Source organism: Nonomuraea sp. NPDC004354 (assembly GCF_053602555.1).
Window position 1 is genome coordinate 1 of record NZ_JBSGDV010000033.1, and the last position, 16,687, is coordinate 16,687.

Annotated in this window: 12 protein-coding genes and 1 pseudogene; 6 read left to right on the top strand and 7 right to left on the bottom strand. The window is 70.2% G+C overall.

Going from position 1 to position 16,687, the window contains the following annotated elements; all coding sequences use genetic code 11:
* Window positions 1-99: 99 nt before the first annotated feature.
* The 4 genes from nfi to ACWENQ_RS43895 form a co-directional block, all read right to left on the bottom strand.
* Entirely contained in the window at window positions 100-756 is a 657-nt protein-coding gene (gene nfi, locus ACWENQ_RS43880) for a deoxyribonuclease V (protein ID WP_452419518.1), read from the bottom strand.
* 261 nt (window positions 757-1,017) lie between these two features.
* On the bottom strand, window positions 1,018-1,410 hold the full coding sequence (locus ACWENQ_RS43885; RefSeq protein ID WP_354907193.1) for a DUF6463 family protein: 393 nt from the start codon (window positions 1,408-1,410) through the stop codon (window positions 1,018-1,020).
* Window positions 1,407-1,964 carry a TetR/AcrR family transcriptional regulator gene (locus tag ACWENQ_RS43890; protein WP_452419519.1) on the bottom strand — a complete coding sequence of 186 codons (558 nt, stop codon included), beginning with the start codon at window positions 1,962-1,964 and terminating at the stop codon, window positions 1,407-1,409. Before ACWENQ_RS43890 ends, ACWENQ_RS43885 begins: the two co-directional genes overlap by 4 nt.
* Window positions 1,965-2,050: 86 nt before the next feature.
* Window positions 2,051-2,551, bottom strand: coding sequence for a hypothetical protein (locus ACWENQ_RS43895; RefSeq protein ID WP_452419520.1), 501 nt, complete (start codon window positions 2,549-2,551; stop codon window positions 2,051-2,053).
* A 1,021-nt stretch (window positions 2,552-3,572) separates the two neighbouring features.
* Here ACWENQ_RS43895 and ACWENQ_RS43900 point away from each other — a divergent pair.
* The gene (locus ACWENQ_RS43900) at window positions 3,573-3,986 is read left to right on the top strand and encodes a hypothetical protein (RefSeq protein ID WP_452419521.1); all 414 of its coding nucleotides are present in this window, start codon (window positions 3,573-3,575) and stop codon (window positions 3,984-3,986) included.
* Window positions 3,987-5,474: 1,488 nt separating this feature from the next.
* On the opposite strand, the pseudogene ACWENQ_RS43905 reads toward ACWENQ_RS43900, so the two are convergent.
* Window positions 5,475-6,060, bottom strand: a pseudogene (locus ACWENQ_RS43905) (isochorismatase family protein).
* A gap of 977 nt (window positions 6,061-7,037) precedes the next feature.
* On the opposite strand from ACWENQ_RS43905, the gene ACWENQ_RS43910 reads away from it, so the two are divergent.
* The gene (locus ACWENQ_RS43910; protein ID WP_452419522.1) at window positions 7,038-8,291 is read left to right on the top strand and encodes a DUF1254 domain-containing protein; all 1,254 of its coding nucleotides are present in this window, start codon (window positions 7,038-7,040) and stop codon (window positions 8,289-8,291) included.
* Between the two features lie 42 nt (window positions 8,292-8,333).
* The gene (locus ACWENQ_RS43915; protein WP_449927665.1) at window positions 8,334-8,948 is read left to right on the top strand and encodes a hypothetical protein; all 615 of its coding nucleotides are present in this window, start codon (window positions 8,334-8,336) and stop codon (window positions 8,946-8,948) included.
* Window positions 8,949-9,251: 303 nt separating this feature from the next.
* On the opposite strand, the gene ACWENQ_RS43920 is transcribed toward ACWENQ_RS43915, so the two are convergent.
* The gene (locus ACWENQ_RS43920) at window positions 9,252-10,424 is read right to left on the bottom strand and encodes an FAD-dependent oxidoreductase (RefSeq protein ID WP_452419523.1); all 1,173 of its coding nucleotides are present in this window, start codon (window positions 10,422-10,424) and stop codon (window positions 9,252-9,254) included.
* Window positions 10,425-10,478: 54 nt separating this feature from the next.
* Between ACWENQ_RS43920 and ACWENQ_RS43925 the strand changes: the two genes are divergently transcribed.
* The 3 genes from ACWENQ_RS43925 to ACWENQ_RS43935 all read left to right on the top strand — a co-directional run bounded on the left by ACWENQ_RS43925 (window position 10,479) and on the right by ACWENQ_RS43935 (window position 12,993).
* Window positions 10,479-11,171, top strand: a complete 693-nt coding sequence (locus ACWENQ_RS43925) for a TetR/AcrR family transcriptional regulator (protein WP_449927671.1) — start codon at window positions 10,479-10,481, stop codon at window positions 11,169-11,171.
* Window positions 11,172-11,384: 213 nt separating this feature from the next.
* Window positions 11,385-11,897 (top strand): N-acetyltransferase family protein, encoded by a 513-nt coding sequence (locus ACWENQ_RS43930; protein ID WP_452419524.1) that lies wholly within the window; start codon window positions 11,385-11,387, stop codon window positions 11,895-11,897.
* Window positions 11,898-12,330: 433 nt separating this feature from the next.
* Window positions 12,331-12,993 carry a DUF4097 family beta strand repeat-containing protein gene (locus tag ACWENQ_RS43935; RefSeq protein WP_452419538.1) on the top strand — a complete coding sequence of 221 codons (663 nt, stop codon included), beginning with the start codon at window positions 12,331-12,333 and terminating at the stop codon, window positions 12,991-12,993.
* Window positions 12,994-13,286: 293 nt separating this feature from the next.
* Here the strand turns inward: ACWENQ_RS43935 and ACWENQ_RS43940 are convergent, their stop codons facing one another.
* Window positions 13,287-16,682 (bottom strand): BTAD domain-containing putative transcriptional regulator, encoded by a 3,396-nt coding sequence (locus ACWENQ_RS43940; protein WP_452419525.1) that lies wholly within the window; start codon window positions 16,680-16,682, stop codon window positions 13,287-13,289.
* Window positions 16,683-16,687 lie beyond the last annotated feature (5 nt).

Sequence of the window (16,687 nt, forward strand, 5' to 3'; positions counted from 1 at the left end):
CCGCTACGACAAACGCGCCTACATGTTCCTGGGAACCGTCACGGTCGCAGCCTTGGTCATCTGGCTCCGCACGTGATCCAGGAAACAGCTCCTAGGGGCTCAGGCGCGCGACAGCCGGTCGGCCTGCCTGATCGGTTCCGGCAGCCGGTAGGCGGGCGTCATGCGCAGCACGTGGGCGCAGGCGTTGTCGAGGCCGATCCGGTTGCCCCGGGACACGTACACCGGTTTCACCCCGTCGCGCGTGCGCAGCGCACGGCCCACGACCTCGCCGTCGAGCAGGATCGGGCTCCACGATCCCCGCTCGGCGGCGGGGTCGTCGCATGTGCCGACGAAGGCGGTCTTGGCCACGCCGATCACCGGCAGGCCGGTCAGCACGCCCAGATGGCAGGCCAGGCCGAAGCGGCGGGGGTGGGCCAGGCCGTAGCCGTCGCAGACCAGCAGGTCCGGCGCCACCGTCAGCCGCTCCATGGCGGCCAGCAGCGGCGGCAGCTCCCTGAAGGCGAACAGGCCAGGCACGTAGGGGAACGCGGCGGGCCCGCGGGCCACCGCGCTGTCGACCACCCGCAGCGTGCCGGCCTCCAGGACCACCACGGCGCCGGTCACCTCGTCGCCCTCGGCGGCGTAGCCGACGTCGAGCCCGGCGACGAACCGCACCCGCTCAGGGCCGGGGTCGGACAGGTCGACCAGCGGACGCAGCCGCTCCTGTTCGGCCTCGGCCTCGGCGATCGTGGTGGGCCACGGATGTGCGCTCGTCATCCCGACATCCAACCGCGTCCCCCGCGCCCGCGCATCCCGTCGCGCTCCGCCCGCCCGACGTCCCCGGCGTCCGCGCATCCCGTCGCTCTGCGCCCGCCGGATGTCTCCCGAGCTCGCGCATCCCGTCGCGCTCCACCCGCCGGACGTCCCCCGGCTCGCGCATCCCGTCGCGCTCCACCCGCCGGATGTCTCCCGAGCTCGCGCATCCCGTCGCCCTCCGGCCGCCCGGCGACACCGGGCGCGCGTCGAGGCGATGTCATCTCAGCCGCCGGCGCCCTCCGGACGGCGCGCGGCGATCAGGGCCAGCACGCCGATGGCCAGCATCGGCCAGCTTCCCGTGACGGGGAAGTAGAACACGCACAGCGGGACGCCCATGGCCAGCATGTACCACCCGAGCTGCGCGGGCACCCGCCCCGTCGTCCGTACGGCGTGCCGCGACATCGTGCCGAGCGCCAGGAACGCGATGCCGGAGATCATGAACCACACGCTCGACTCGCGTACCCAGAAGTCGGGCAGCGCCGTGTCGGCGACGCCGCGGAAGAAGCCGTCGGCGGCGATCGCGGCCCAGGCGTTGGGCTGGAGGAACGCCCACCCGAAATGGAGCACCGCCAACCCGATGATCAGCCGCGGGACCCAGCGGTTCAGCCCGTTCATTCGTCGTCTCCCCGGTTCTCCGGCGCCAGGCGCAGGGCCAGCGCGTAGATCTCTCGCAGGTCCTCGGCGGGCAGCGGCGGCACGACCTGCTGGGCCCCGACCAGCACCAGGTACAGCAGGTGGGCCAGCGGGCCGGCGTCGGCCCGCCGGCCGACGAGCCCGCCGCACAGGGCGGTCAGATAGTCGATGCGCAGCCGGTCGACGCGTTGCTGGAGCGCGTGGACCTCGGCGTCCTGCGCCGCCCACGCGCGCATCGCGATCTCGAGGTCGTGGCTGCCGCCCTTGTCCTCGAGCACCAGGGTGACGAGGTGATCGAGCTTGACGGACGGGGCGTCCGCGACCGCCTCGGCACTGTCGATGTAGCGGCTGGTGTGCTCGGTCTCGAAGTGCCGCAGCAGGTCGGTCTTGAAGCCCGCCATGCCCTTGAAGTGGTGGTAGAACGACCCCTTGGTCAGGCCGAGGTCGCCGCACAGCCGCTCGATGGTCAGCGCGGGCGCGCCGTCCTCACCCAGCACCCGGAGTCCTGCCTCCAGCCAGTCACGCTTGCTCGCCATGGTGAACCTCTCTTGTCCGCGTCACCGTACCATACGGAATGGTATGTTCCGAACGCCTGCCGTCCTTTGCCGCGCGCATCACGGCGTCACGACGGCATGGCGCTCGGGCCGGGGGCGACGGTCGAGTAGGAGCCGATCTTCTCCTTCACCGGCACCAGCGCCCGCACCGAGCCCGCCCTGCTGAAGGTGAAGGTCATCGGGATCGAGCCTGTCGGCCGTACGCCGGTGACCTGGGCGATCGGCCGGTCGAGCCCGACCGGCCGCCCCGGCGGCACCACGACCGGCGCGGCCAGCTGGACCGATCCGCCGCCGCCGTCCACGGTGACCCGCTCGAGACGGTCGGGCTGCCCCTGGTCGTTGATGATCACCGCGTACAGGGGCAGCGTGGCCGGCGGGGGCTGCCCGGGCGCGCCGGCGAGCAGGAAGACGTTGCGCAGGTGCACGTCGTGGTGGCTGACGTTGGCACCCTCGTTCTGCGGCTGGTGGAACCGCGTGACATCGTCGAGATCGTGGGTCACGCCGGTGCACCCGCCGGTGGCGAGGCCGAGGCAGAGCGCGGTGGCCGCGATGACGCGAAGAGCCGGCACGGCAACCCTCCTGACGCGAGGAGCTGGAACTGTCGCGCTACCCACGCCCGTCCCCCCGTAACCGGAGACCGGAAGGGCCCCGCCGCGGCGGGTCACACCACCTCACGCTCCCCTTGCGGTGTAACCGGTCCCGCGCGGTACACGCGGTCGTCGCGAGGACGCGTCCCGGCTTTCCGGCGGCGCCCGCGCGATGCGGTCGGGCCGGAAGCAGAAGAGCCGGGCGCGCCTCCTCCCATGCTCGGACCTGGGCGTTAAGTAGCCGGCGGCCACCGGGGTGGTTCACGTGGCGGTTGGCGGCAGCAGAGCATGCCGACCGTGATGAAGCGGCTTCCGGACAGCCAGGAACCCCTTTGGACATCCACCCCGCGCGGCAACAGGTCGGCGGAGATCCTGTCTCCCGCGTCGCGGTGCCGTGAGCCCGTGAGGCGGTCACCCTCGTGGTCCACGTGCACGAGCGGCTCGGCCGCGACCATTGTCATCGCCGGGTCAGTCCTGCGGTGCGATTTCGGCCTGCTGGTTCTGGATCGTCACGAGTGGATCGTCAGGAGGCCGATCCATCCGGGTGGCGACGGCATGTACCGGAGTGTCGATCTTCGTGCTCGACCTCGGTGAAGGCCGAGGTCCGGGCGTCCGGGACGAACTGGTGTTCCGCAAGGGGAACGCTCGAAGCTCCTTGGTGCGATCGCCAACCTGACCCGTCGCACGGAGCTGCTTTGCCCGGCAGGCGCGGTCGAGGGCTTCTTGAGGTGTGCCGGCCAGTTGGGGCCAGCGGTCGCGGGCGTGCCGGCGCAGTCGCCGAGCGCGGGAGGTCTTGGAGCCTGCGCTCCGAGCTCGAACGCATGGTGGAGGCGTCCTTCTCGAACTCGAACCCAGGTATTGCATGCGAACCATCGCGGGTAGGCGTTCGCCATCATGTTCCGGCCCAGTGCTACGATCTCCACCTTAATTCGTACATGATTGTTCGAGTTACGGGAGACCTGTCCGATCATGGATGGAGGCGCGCACGGTCGTGGTGCTGAGCATGGATGCCAAGATGGTTCTGCTGGCGGCGGGCCTGATCTTTCTGCTGGCGTTGCTGCTGGGCGTATGGAAATATCGCCAGATGGCCACCTCTGCGGAGCATGTGGCTCACCCCTATGTGGACGTCGCACATCGAACCGCCTTGCTCTATTCGTTCGCGACGCTGCTGCTCGCGGCGTTCGTCGAGTTGAGCGACTGGCCGTCGTCGGTGGACCTGGTGGCGGCGGGGGTCATGATCTTCTTCTTCGTGGCCGCGATCGGGACCTACGTTTACCACGGCTGGCGTCGTGACACCGACAATCAGTTGCGCCATCCCGTACGCGGCACGAGCGCGTTCATGGTCTCTCTGATCGTCGGTGAGATCGGCGGCTTCGCCGTACTGCTGGCTGGATTCGTTCGGGCACAGCTTTTGTGAGTCGGGCATCCTCACGAACGCCGGAGCTCCGGCGGTCTCCACCTCGGCCAACGTTGAGGCCCCCTGAGGGACTTACGAACGAGGCCTTACTGACGGCGACTCCGCAGCTGCCAGAGAGCGCCGGCGTCGCTCCACGAGGAGGAAACGGACGACGATGAAGCCGGTACTCGCCGCAGCCGCCGTCCACACGATCGTCTTCCCTATGGTCTCGACCACCTCGTTCCTGCCGGGCGGGAGCACGACCATCTGGACGGCGGCGCCGACCGGCACGGTCAAGCGTGCGAGCAAACCGATCGCTCCCGATCGCTTGACGTATGTACCAACGGCTCCCAAGGGCGCTCCGAACACGACACTGGCGACCCACCACAGGGGCGGTTCGGACTCGTACCAGGGGAATTGCCCGCCGCTACGGATGGTGTCCACGATGCTGTAGGCGGCTGTGGCCGCAAGAAGGGCCAGTGCGCCGGCGGCGGCACCGCCCCGCGCCAGCGCGGTGGGGCCGGCTCTCCCCGGCACGTGTGACCAGCCACCCCACTGCGACCGCCAAACCCGCCCAAGCCCAGCCGGAGTCGAGCAGCACGCTCATGATTTCCGCGATCGACCACCCGCTGGTGGTGTAGGCACGGCTTGAAAGGTCGGCGTAGCTGTGGGAGAGGGCGTTCACGAGGGAGGTTGCCGCGCCGAATCCCGCTCCGACCGCCAGGGCACTCACCAGGATCTCTACGGGACGGATCACGCGCGAGGGGTCCTGCCATCGACTGCCGTGCCGCTGATCGTTGGTCACGGTGCCTTCCTACCGCACGGATCATGCTGTGCAGGCGGACATTCCATGCGATCCAGTGATCAGCCGCATGTGCCGGTTGGTGGCATGTCCATGAACGGCCAGACCGCGCTCACCTCAATCTCCTGTCAACCGGCTGTCAATCCGAGCGGGCCACAGTCAGGGGCCATGAAGACGATTTTCGCCGCCCTCCTGCGGATTGCCGGTATCGGCGTCACCGGCTGTGGCGCCTCGCCCATAGGCTGCTTCCGGCAGCAGGGCCGCTGATGGGACCACTCAAACGCCCTCTGGCCAGGCCGGTAGCAGGTAGCAATCCACCGTGGCCGACGCCTCCAATTCCCGCCGGCAGAGGTCTTCGACCCTCAGGAACGCGCGGTGCTTCCACCCCGACCGCTCACCGCCGCCGCAAGGTAGAAGATCGCCGCAGGTCGCAGAGGATGGAGTGCGCCCGAACCAAGGCCGGGTTTCGGTCCGATCAGGCAGTCGGGCGCCCGCTGGGCGATAACGCGCGGGAGACGTGTTTGCCCAGGCCGGGTTGCTCTACTTTGCCCGCCCCGACCCGAGTCGAGGGCCGAGACCCCGTGCGGATACGGGTCACGCCGGAACGCCCCGGCGTGCCAGGCCTTGGGACTCTCCTCCCGGGCGGTAACGCCAAGCACTGATCCGCGGGGTCATCCGAACCGCCTGAACAGGCCGGACCGGCCTGTTCAGGCGACGACAGGTTCGCCGCTCAGCGCGACACCGGCCCGGCGCAGTTCGTCCAGTGCGGTGCGCGTGGTGTCGGCAGCGACGCCGGCGGTGTAGTCGAGCAGGACCCGCACCGTGAAGCCCGCGCGCGCTCCGTCCAGTGCGGTGGCCTTCACGCAGTGGTCGGTCGCGATGCCGACGACATCGAGGTCGGTGATGTCACGGGCCTTCAGCCAGGCGGACAGTGTCGTGCCGTCCTCGGTCGAGCCCTCGAAACCGCTCTTGGAGGCGGAGTGAGCGCCCTTGAAGAAGACCTCGTCGACGTGCCCGGAGTCGACGGCGGGCGCGAAATCCGGATGGAACTCGCTTCCCTCACTACCGACGACGCAATGCACGGGGAACGAGTCCTGGAAGTCGGGATTGTCGGAGAAGTGGGCCCGGATCGATGTGGTGGTCACGGGTGGCGACGACGAAGGCATACTGTCCGTCGGCGCGCCGGACCAGCTCGGCGATGGCGGCGGCTCGATCCGCGCCGCCCTTCACCGGAACGCTGCCGCCCTCGCAGAAGTCCTTCTGCACATCGACGATGATCAGTGCACGACTCACGGAAACATCCCCTTTCCTCGGGTGTACCTCTCTGATGATCACTCTTCCGCCGGAGGGCGGGCACGTCACGCGCCGGACGTTCACCGACTGGCGTGGCGCGCACGGCAACGCGGTTCACCGCTCCGGAATCGGAGCACATCCACTCGATTGTGACATGGAGTATAATCATACTCACTATGCGTGTTCACTCTGAGGGGCGGAAGGGGGTCCCGGTATGGCCGCATGAGCTTGACGGAGGTCAACGGCATCATCAACGGCCTGCGGGACAGCCGACAGGCCGACCGGGGAGCCTGTGAGGCATGGCGGATTCACGAAGCCGGCCGAGACGGGGTTTGCGCTGCCTTCCGGACCGCCCCGGCAGAAACAAGGTCGCCCACTCGGCCAGGCACGTCGCCAGCTCGGTCCCCGGACCGTACGGCCGGCCGAAACCGCGGCCGGTCCCTGAGGGCAGCGCCCGACGGCGGCTGGCCGATGAGCTGAAGGTTGAACGCGAGCGCGGGCAGGCCGCTGGTGGAGGCCCTGCTGAAACAGTTCCAGGTCGACGATCGAAGCGGCGCGACATCGTGCGTAAGCGGACACCGGCCAGTCCGGCAAGACATGCGTCGCCCTCTCCCGGGGCGCCGAAGTAAGTCATTTACCGCGAAATTTGCCTTTCACGGTTTCACCCGCAGCTCTTCATTCCGGAGCCAGATGGATTCCGGAGCCTGATGGAGAGGAGCGGAAGGCTGTTGATGTTGTCCTCAACTGGAGGAGGCACCATGGACGCTGTCCCGCGACCCCGGACATCGACGGGCAGGAGGCCACCGGGCACCCGTGCTCGTTGTGCGGGCACGCTTGCCGCCGCTGGCCTGCTGCTCCTGGGGTCGGTCGCCTGGTCTTCGCCTCGCCCTACAGTCGCACCATCCCTTTCGGCCACGCCCCAGGACCTCAGTGCGGAGGCCGTCCGTGCCTACGTCTACGGCTATCCCCTGGTGCTGATGGAGACCTCCAAGCGGACCCTGAGCAACGTCGCCGAGCCCGATCCCGTCGCCATCAAGGCGCCGATCAACCAGTTCGCGAAAGCGCAGAACGTTCCCGGTCCCGCCTTCAAAGGGGTGGTCTCGCCCAACGTCGACACCCTTTACACCAGCGCGTGGCTGGATCTGGCCAAGGAACCCTTGGTGCTGCACATGCCCGACACGCAGGGCCGGTACTACCTGATGCCGATGCTGGACGCCTGGACCAACGTGTTCGCCTCGCCCGGCAAGAGGACCACCGGCACCGGGAAGGGGGATTTCGCCATCACCGGGCCGAACTGGCGCGGCGCCCTGCCTGACGGTGTCAAACAGATCAAATCTCCGACCGACACGGTCTGGATCCTCGGGCGCACCCAGCTCAACGGCCCTTCCGACCTGCCCGCCGTACAAAAGCTCGTCTCCCAGTACACCCTGCTGCCACTCAGCGCCTACGGTCACGGCGCCTACACGCCCGCGCCGGGCAAGGTCGATCCGACCGTCTCCGCGGCCTCCCCGCCGGCGCAAGTGGAGCAGATGGAGGCCCAAGCATTCTTCTCCACGCTGGCCACCGCGATGGGAACCAACCCGCCGGCCCCCGCGGACGCGCCGATGGTCGCCACGCTGGCCAAGCTGGGAATCCACCCTGGCAAGCCGTTCGACCTCAACGCCGTCGACCCGGCCATCGGCAAGGCCCTGCGGGCGGCGGTACCAACGGCACAAAAACAGATCAAGGCGGGTGTGGCCGCGCTCGGCGAGGACGTCAACGGCTGGCGCTTCGCCACCAACCTGGGCAGCTACGGCACCGACTACATGCGGCGCGCCGCCACAGCCTGGCAGGGCCTGGGCGCGAACCTGCCCCAGGACGCCATCTATCCGCTGACCTTGGTCGACTCCTCGGGCCGACCGCTCGACGGGGCCGGCGAGTACGTCATCCACTTCCCTGCCGGACAGACGCCTCCGGTGAACGCGTTCTGGTCGATCACGATGTACGGCCCTTCGGGCTTCCTCGTCGACAACCCCATCAACCGCTACGAGATCGGGCACACCGCAAAGCCGACCGCCAACCCGGACGGGTCGGTGGACCTGTACATCGCGCACGACGCCCCTGCGGGCAAACAGGCCAACTGGCTGCCCGCCCCGACCGGCGCCTTCAACCTCATGCTGCGCATGTACTGGCCCGAGCAGAGCGTCATCGACGGCACCTGGAAGACCCCTCCGGTCACCAAGTCACCCTGACGACAGCGCTCCGCCGCGAGCCACACGAGAGAGGCGGCCGACATGAAACTCGACATCACCCGGACGAACCAGGCGATCGAGCGACTGCTCGAGACGACCGACAATCCGCGGCACCGGTTCCTTCTGCAGGCCTACTATCGTCACCGCTACCTGGAGATCGCCGGGCGCTACCAGGAGATCTTCGCGCCGGACATGATGGTGGAGGAGCCGGTGTACCACTTCCATGCCCTGGGCATGGACGTGACCCTGCGGGGACAGGACGCGATACGCAATCTGTACCGCACCTGGGCGGAAACCGGCGAGTGCGTCATGTACACCGACGACGAGATGATCGCCGTCGGCGACAACATGATCGCCTCCAAGATGACCGGATACCAGTTCAAACCAGGCAAGGTGCTCGCTGCCGCCGGGTTCGACGTCGATGACGAGAACGCCATGTACATCTACAAGGCTCAGGAAGAGATGGTCTGGCCCTACGATGACCGCGGCCGGCTCATCGGCGAGGACGTCTGGGAACTCGACCCCGACCAAGCCGAGATCATCAAGGTCGACCCGGCCGATGTCATCACGACACAGCAGGCCGCCGATCTGCTCAACCCGCTGATCAAGCCCCTACCGTCATACGACGAGGCGGTGCTGGGACACAAAGCTCGGTAGACCGACTTCCCGCCCCAGAGCAGCAGGAGACGGCCGCGATGTGCTGGACAGCCGGGTACCTGCCCAGGTGGACTCCTCGGCGAGCCACGTGGCGAGCAGGGTGTCTGCCGTCATGGCGGGCGCACCTGTCGAAATCAGCTGGAGGCCGGTTCGCAGCCCGAGCGGTGCAGACGAGCGCACCCGCCCTGGCTTGCTAACGGCACCGGCCGTCCGGTTGCTGCCCGCCCCATGGCGGCGGAACTGCCGGACGGAACCGCGGCCGTGCCGTGCTGCCCCGTGAAGCCTTGGCGTCGCGCCTGGCGGTCAGGATGGCTGAAGTTCGTCGAATAGGGCGAGGGCTTCGGTGGGGTCCGGGCTCACGAGGCGTTCCAGCCCGGCCGTCGTGATCTTCGCCCACCTGCCGGCCCGTGCCCACATCTGTTCCTCGAAGGCGCGGACGGCCTCGTCCAGTTCGCCTGGGCCGGGGGCGGCGGCGACGGACTCGGCGAGTTCGGCGCCTTCCAGCATCGCGAGGTTCGCGCCCAACCCGAGTGGGGGCATCAGGTGGGCGGCGTCGCCCAGGAGCGTCACCCCGGGGACGTGGGCCCAGGTGTGGGACACGGGCAGGACGTGGAGGGGGCGGTGGACGAAAGCGGTGCCGTGGCGGAAGAGGTCGAGGACGGGAGCGGCCCAGCCGTCGAACAGAGCCAGCATGCTTGATCGCACGGCCTCGACGTCGGCCAGGTCCAGGCCCGCGTCCATGCCTGCGCGCCGATTGAGGCCCATATGCCGGTCCAGGTTCGTGTGCCAGTCCAGCGGCGCGCGGAACTGGGCGTACACCTTGACGTGGCCGCCGCTGTTGCGCTGGGCGACGAGGCCGCGGTTCACGCCGTACACAGCCATGGAGCCGTCGCCGATAAGCCGGGCGAGGTCGGGGTGGCGGGTGTCGACGTCGTCCAGGGAGGTCTCGACCATGGTGACGCCGGTGTAGTGCGGCGTCACGGACGAGACCGCCGGACGGACCCGGGACCAGGCGCCGTCCGCGCCGATCACGAGGTCGAACGTCTCCTCTCGCCCGTCCGCGAAACGGACCAGCACGCCATCCCCGGTCCCCGGCACCACCTCCGTCACGCCCCGCCCCCACTGAACGTCCAGAGGGCCGAGCAGCAGGTCACGGAGTTGCCTGCGGTCGATCTCGGGATTGGCCCGGTCATCAGGACGGGGTTGCCAGTCGCGCAGGACGGTCCCGTCCACGTCCAGGATGCGCATGGCCTGTCCTTCGGGACGGGACAGCGCCTGGAACTCCGCCAGCAGCCCCGCCTTGCCCAGCGCGAGTTGGCCCAGATTTTCGTGCAGGTCCAGCGTGCCGCCCGGGGGACGGGCGTCAGGGGCGGGATCGCGTTCGAGGACGGTGACGGGGTGATCGTGGCGGTGCAGGACGCGGGCGAAGGTAAGGCCGGCGGGGCCGGCTCCGATCACGGCGATACGATGTCTCATATCGATACACTGTATTTTGCCGAGACGCTGTATCGCAACAGTACGATGTAACCCATGACTGTGTGGGACCGGCCGGAGCCGCCGACTCGCCCCGCGCCGCTCGACCGCGAGCGAATCGTCGCCGCCGCCATCGCGCTGGCCGACGAGGGCGGGCTGGAGGCGGTGTCGTTGCGCAAGGTCGCCGCCCGGCTGGACGCCGGCCCGATGCGGCTGTACGGATACATCTCCACCAAGGAGGAGCTGTTCGACCTCATGGTGGACGAGGTCCATGCCGAGATCCTCCCCGAGGAGCAGCCCGGCGACTGGCGGGAGGTGCTGCGCATCCGCGCCGACCGCACCAGGCAGGCCGCCCTCCGTCACGAATGGCTGGCCGACCTGCTCGGCGGCCGTCCGAGCCTGGGCCCGAACGCCCTCGCCGTGACCGAGGCCACGCTGGCCGCCCTCGACGGCCTCGCCGACCTCGACACCGTCATGCGCGCCGTGGAGACCGTCAGCGCCTACTTCACCGGCGCGATCAGGCGCGAGATCGCGAACCTGCGGGCCGAGCGCGCCACGGGCCTGTCCAAGCGCGACTGGCAGCGCGCCTACGGCCCGCATGTGAGCAGGATGCTGGCCACGGGCCGCTTTCCCGCGCTGGCCAAGGCCGTGCACGACGGCACAGAGGTGGACGCCGAGGAGTCCTTCGCGATCGGACTGGACTGGGTCCTCGACGCCGTGGCCGCCAAACTCACCCGGCCGCCGGCGTGACACGGCACCGTCGGCAAGGCCTGGCCGGTGTCCGTGCCGAGTCGGCCCAACCTGGCGAGCAGCAGCCGACTGGGCCGGCGGCCACGCCCGCACAGGCAGCGGCCCCCACCGCGAGCACTCCGCCACGACAGAAATCACCGGCAGGGAGGCGAGGTGCGAAACCGCGAGGCTCATCCCTCGACGCCACCGCGTAGAGTCTCCTCCATGCAAGGCATGATCACTATCCGCGAGGCGGGGCCCGGCGACGGGGAGGTTCTCGGCGAGATCCATGCGATCTCCTGGGGCATCTCGCACGGCCCGTTGTGCACGCCGAAGGTCGCTGCCGCCGGTATCCAGGAGCGGCGCACCAAGTGGGACGCCATCCTGGCCGAGGGCAAGGACACAGTTCTGCTCGCGCTCCTGGATGATCGTCCAGGCGCCTTCGCCCGCTTCGGGGCCTCCTCCTCCCGCCCCGGCCTCGCGGAGATCCACACCTTCTTCGCCCACCCAGACGTCTGGGGCAGCGGCCTCGCGGCGGCCTTGCTGGCCGCCACCTTGGACCGGCTGCGGGAGGCCGGCCATGACCGCGTGCATCTGTGGACGCTTCAAGACTCAGCCCAGGCGCGCCGTTTCTACTCCAAGAACGGCTTCGGCGAGACCGGCAGGCGACACAACCACGACTTCGGCGAGGGCCCTCCGCTTGCCCTCCTGGAGCTCGAGCGAACCGTGCCCGGCCCCGGCCTGTGACGGCCGTGCGGCAGGCCGCAACCGAGATGTGGAAGTCGGCCGGTTTGCTCACCCCGCCGGCGACCGAGGTGAACGCGGCCTCGAAGGCCGGAACCCGGCCCATCACTTCCAACGGCAGATCCGGCAGGTCGACCCGCCGATCATCCAACACATGTGCCTGACCAGCAGAAACGACTAGGTGAGCCGGTATCGCCGAAGCTACCGCGGGCTCCATGAAAGCTCACCGAGCTCCTGAGAGTTCCTGATCAACCCGTGGTGGCCGCCGCGGTCGCGGTCGCTCTGAGCGCAAGAGGCCCGACCAGGGTGGACCCCGGCCGGGCCCGGCCGGCTACTCTCCGCTGCATGTCAGCGGTGGCGTCAGGACGGCGACAGCCCGGTATCAGAGCGGTTGGCGATGGTGGATGTCGACAGAACACAGCACAAGGAGCACATGATGCAGACGTTCGACACCCCCGCCCCGATCTCCGCCGTCCTTGACATCCCCGCCGGACGCGTCCAGTTCATCGCCGCCGACCGGGCCGACACCGCGGTCGAGGTCCGGCCCACGAACGCCGCGAAGAGCCGCGATGTGAAGGCGGCCGAGCAGACCACGGTCGAATACGCCGACGGCGTCCTGCGGATCGGGACTTCGGTGAGGAACCAGTACCTCGGCCCGTCTGGATCCATCGACGTGACGGTCAGGCTGCCCGCCGGGTCCCACGTCGAGGCGAAGACGGCCGGCGCCGAACTCAGGACCGTCGGCCGCCTCGGCGACGTCGCCTTCGACGGCGCGTACCACCGGATCAAGCTCGAGGAGACCGCAAGCCTTCACCTCACCGCGACCGACGGCGACGTCGAGGCCGGTCGGCTGGGCGGCCCCGCACAGATCAGCACCGCACGGGGCGACATCCGGATCGCCGAGGCCGTCGGCGGCAAGGTCGTGCTCCGCACCCAGTCCGGCGACATCTCGATCGCCGCAGCCGGCGGAGTCTCGGCCGCCCTGGACGCCGGCACCACCCGCGGCCGCATCACCAACGCCCTCAAGAACGACGGCACCGCCGGACTCGACATCCACGCCACCACCTCCAACGGCGACATCACCGCCCGTAGCTTGTGACCTCTGCGTAAGCGCAGGTTGTTGGATGCGGCGGAGTTCCTGAAGGCCGGCCGACACCGCCCTCCGCGTGCCCGGCACGCCGGACTCAGGAGATCCCTTCTCCTGCTGAAGGCTGGACTCGCGCGGAGTCAGGCCGTGGAAGACCAGGTGGAGCAGGGCGTCAACGACTTCTCAAACTCGGCAGGCTCAGGAATTCCGGTGCGGTACGCACCGGAAGTCGCGCCGACGTGCCGCCCGATCGCGCCCGGGTGGCACGCGGGGACGGGTACCCCCAGCGGTGCCGGCCGGAACCGTCATCCTCTGGTGACGAGGTGGAGGGGCTTGCGGTCCGGCAGGCGCCGGGACGCGGCGGTGGCGCGCTCGCGCCACCACAGGAGACCGTTGGCGTCGGCCTGACGTTCGAGCGTGCTCAGGTGGGCGGCGGCCGTGTCGTGCCTGCCGATCGCCGCGGCCAGCAGGGCCAGGTACCAGTCGACCGGCCCCATGCAGACGACCGCGGAGAGGGCGGAGACACGGCCGCTGTAGGGCAGGAGGGTGTCGTAGATGGCGCGGCATTCGTTCGGGCGGCCCAGCGCGGCCGCGGCGGCGGCGCGCAGGCAGACCATGGACAGCCACGACCAGTCGCGGCGCGGCGCGGGGCGCGGGCCGTCGTTCAGCAGCCTGGCTTGGTCGACGCGGCCCTGGGCGCACAGCTGCAAGGTCCGGACGTCGTGGCCGAGGGTGGGGTGGACGGCGTGGACGGCGTCGATGAGCGGGCCGGCCTCGGCCATCGTTCCCTGGTGGAAGCCGAGGCCGATGCGGCCCATGGCGACGGCCTGGCGGGCGTGCCAGACGCCGAGGTGGGCGGACTGGGCCTCGGCGTCGTCGTACAGGAGGGCGGCCTGGTCGAACCGGCCGTCCATGGCGAGCCGGTTGGCACGCCACAGGGTGTGTTGCAGGCGTGGCCAGGGCAGCGGGAGGCGTTCCAGCAGGGTGTCGCAGCGGGCGGCGGCGCGGTCGGCCGCGGGCAGGGCGAACGTTTCGAGGTGGTGGTGGGTGTCCATCATGTGGGCGAGCAGTTCGAATTCGGGGGTGTTCGTCTGTGCCGCGAGGTCGTGCAGTTCGGCGGCGATGCGCTGCAGTTCCGGGAGATGCCGTGGATGGGGCAGGGCGAGGTGGCGGGCGTTGAGCGCGAGCATGCGCAGGTGCGGGTCGCCCAGGCGGCGGGCCATGGCGACGGCCTCGGCGGACAGGTCGTCGCGACGCGGGTCGCAGGTGCCGTCGTACAGCTCCTGAGCCAGCCCGGCCAGCAGCCTGGCCCGCTCGGGAGAGTCGGTGGCGGGCAGGTCGCGCAGCGCGGCCTCGAAACGTCGCACGAGCCTGAGATCGACCGGCTCGTACGGGTCCCGTAACGTCCACAAGGCCGGGACGTCGAACGCGGTCAGCGCGCGGACCACGAGGCCGGTCTCTTGCTCCCCGCGGTCGGCGACGCGGAGCGCCACCGCTCTGGCCCGGCGCGCGGCGATCGGGTCCCCGGCGTTCAGGCACGCCCGGGTCCTGCGCAGGAGGAGTTCGACGTGTTCGGCCGGGTCGCCCCCTGAGGCGTCGTGGGCGGTGACCGCCCTGTCCCACCAGGTGGCCGCCTCCTGGTAGGCGAGATGCAGGTCCGCGTGCTCGGCGGCGGTCACGGCCCAGCGGACGGCCTCGCCGTACGCCGCGGGTCCCGCCTGGACCGCGTGGCGGGCGATGACGGCCACCTCGGTGGACGGACGGGAGGACAGGGCGGTGGCCAGGTCCCGGTGGATGGCCGCCTGTCGCAGGGGCGGGATGCCGCGGCGCACGGCCTCGCGGACCAGGTCACAGGCGAACGCCAGGCGGCCGGCCCCGTCTGCCCTCAGCAGTCCTCCGCGGACCGCCTCGTCGAGCAGGCCGTACGCCTCGACTCCGGCGACCTCGGCCACCAGCGCGGGATCGAACGCTCCGCCGATCGAGGCCGCGACCGCCAGCGCCTCCGCCATCCCGGGCAGGGGCGCCGGCCACAGCCGCACCAGTTCGGCGACCGCGTCGGGGACGGCGTCCAGGTTCCTCGCCCGGATGCTCTCGCGGACGAGGAACGCGTTGCCTCCGGTGCGCCGGGTCGTTCTCCGGGCGGACTCCTCGTCCAGGTGCACTCCCAGGTCGGCGGCGACGGCACGCACGGCGTCGGCGCCGAGGCCGGTCACGGGCACGCGGACCAGGTCGTAGCGCGCCCAGGTGGTGAGCGGGCCGTCGAAGCCGGTACGGAACGCGGTCACCAGGGTGATCGCGGCGTCCTTCGCCAGGTCGAGAAGGTCCCTGAGGAGATCGAGCGAGGCGGGGTCGGCCCACTGAAGGTCGTCCAGGATGATCACCAGCGGGCGGGACCCGGCGGCGGCGATCAGCCGTCGGGCGACGGTCCGGCTCGCGCCTGGCGATGCGGCGTGCCCGTCCGGCCACCGGTCCTGTGGCGGCTCGACCAGGTGGTGATCCGGCGCCGGGCAGTGCTGCTCCAGCGTGTCCAACACCTGGATCCACGGCCACAGCCGCGGGGTCGTCTCGTCGTCGTGACAGCGGCCCCAGAGGACCAGCTGCCCCAGCCGCGTCGCGCAGAGCTCGGCGAACGCCTCCAGCAGGAAGGTCTTGCCTGCCCCAGGGTCCCCGGTCACCGCCGCGACCGACAGCCCAGCGTGCGCGGCCCGGCCGGCCGGCGCCAGCAACGCGGCGAGCTCGCCGTCGCGCCCGCGCAACACCCGCCCTGGCGTGGGACCGACCTCGGGCATCGGGCGGGGCTCGGGCATCCGGCTGGGCTCGGGCATCCGGCTGGGCTCGGGCATCGGACTGGGCTCGGGCATCGGACTGGGCTCGGTCATCGGGCGGGGCTGGGGCGAGGATGCCAGGGCGGTCTCGGGAGCGGCCAGAAGCAGGACGGCGTCGTGCGCGACGGCGGCCAGCGAATCGGCCTGGTGGAGGATGTCACGTTCCATGGCGCGCAGTTCGGGGCCCGGGTCGAGGCCGAGCTGATCGGCCAGCAGGTCGGCCGCGCGCCGGAGCACGGCCAGCGCCTCCGCCTGACGCCCCGTGCGGTACAGCGACAGCGCGAGCAGGCACCACAGCCGCTCGCGCAGCGGGTTGGCCATCGTCTCGGCCTCCAGGAAGGCGAGCACGGCCTGCGGGCGGCCCAGGTCGAGCAGCGTGCGGGCGTGCCGTTCGACGGCGGTGAGCCGCAACTCGTGCAGCCGGCTCACCTCGGTGAGCGCCCATAGCTGGTCGCCGAACTCCTCGTACGGCGCGCCCCTCCACAACCCCATGGCCTCCTCCAGACAGACCAGCGCGTCCCCCGGCGAACGCAGCTCCGACCGGCCCACCAGGTCGGCGAAGCGGACCGCGTCCACCCGGTCCGTCGCCAGCAGGTAACCGGGCGGGCGGCCGATCAGCAGGGTGGGCCTGGTGCGCGGAGGGCGTCGGGGTTCGAGCGCGCGGCGCAGGTTCGACACGTACGAGTGGAGCGTCGCCAGGGCGCTGGGCGGCTGCGCGTCGCCGTACAGGTCGTGGAGCAGGGCGTCGGCGGAGACCACCGCGCCCCGCGCGATCAGCAGCCGGGCCAGTACGGCGCGCGGGCGCGGACCGCCCAGCTCGACGGGTCCTCCCTCGGCGTCGCGCACCTCCAGAGAACCCAGGACTCGAAATTCCACCTGTA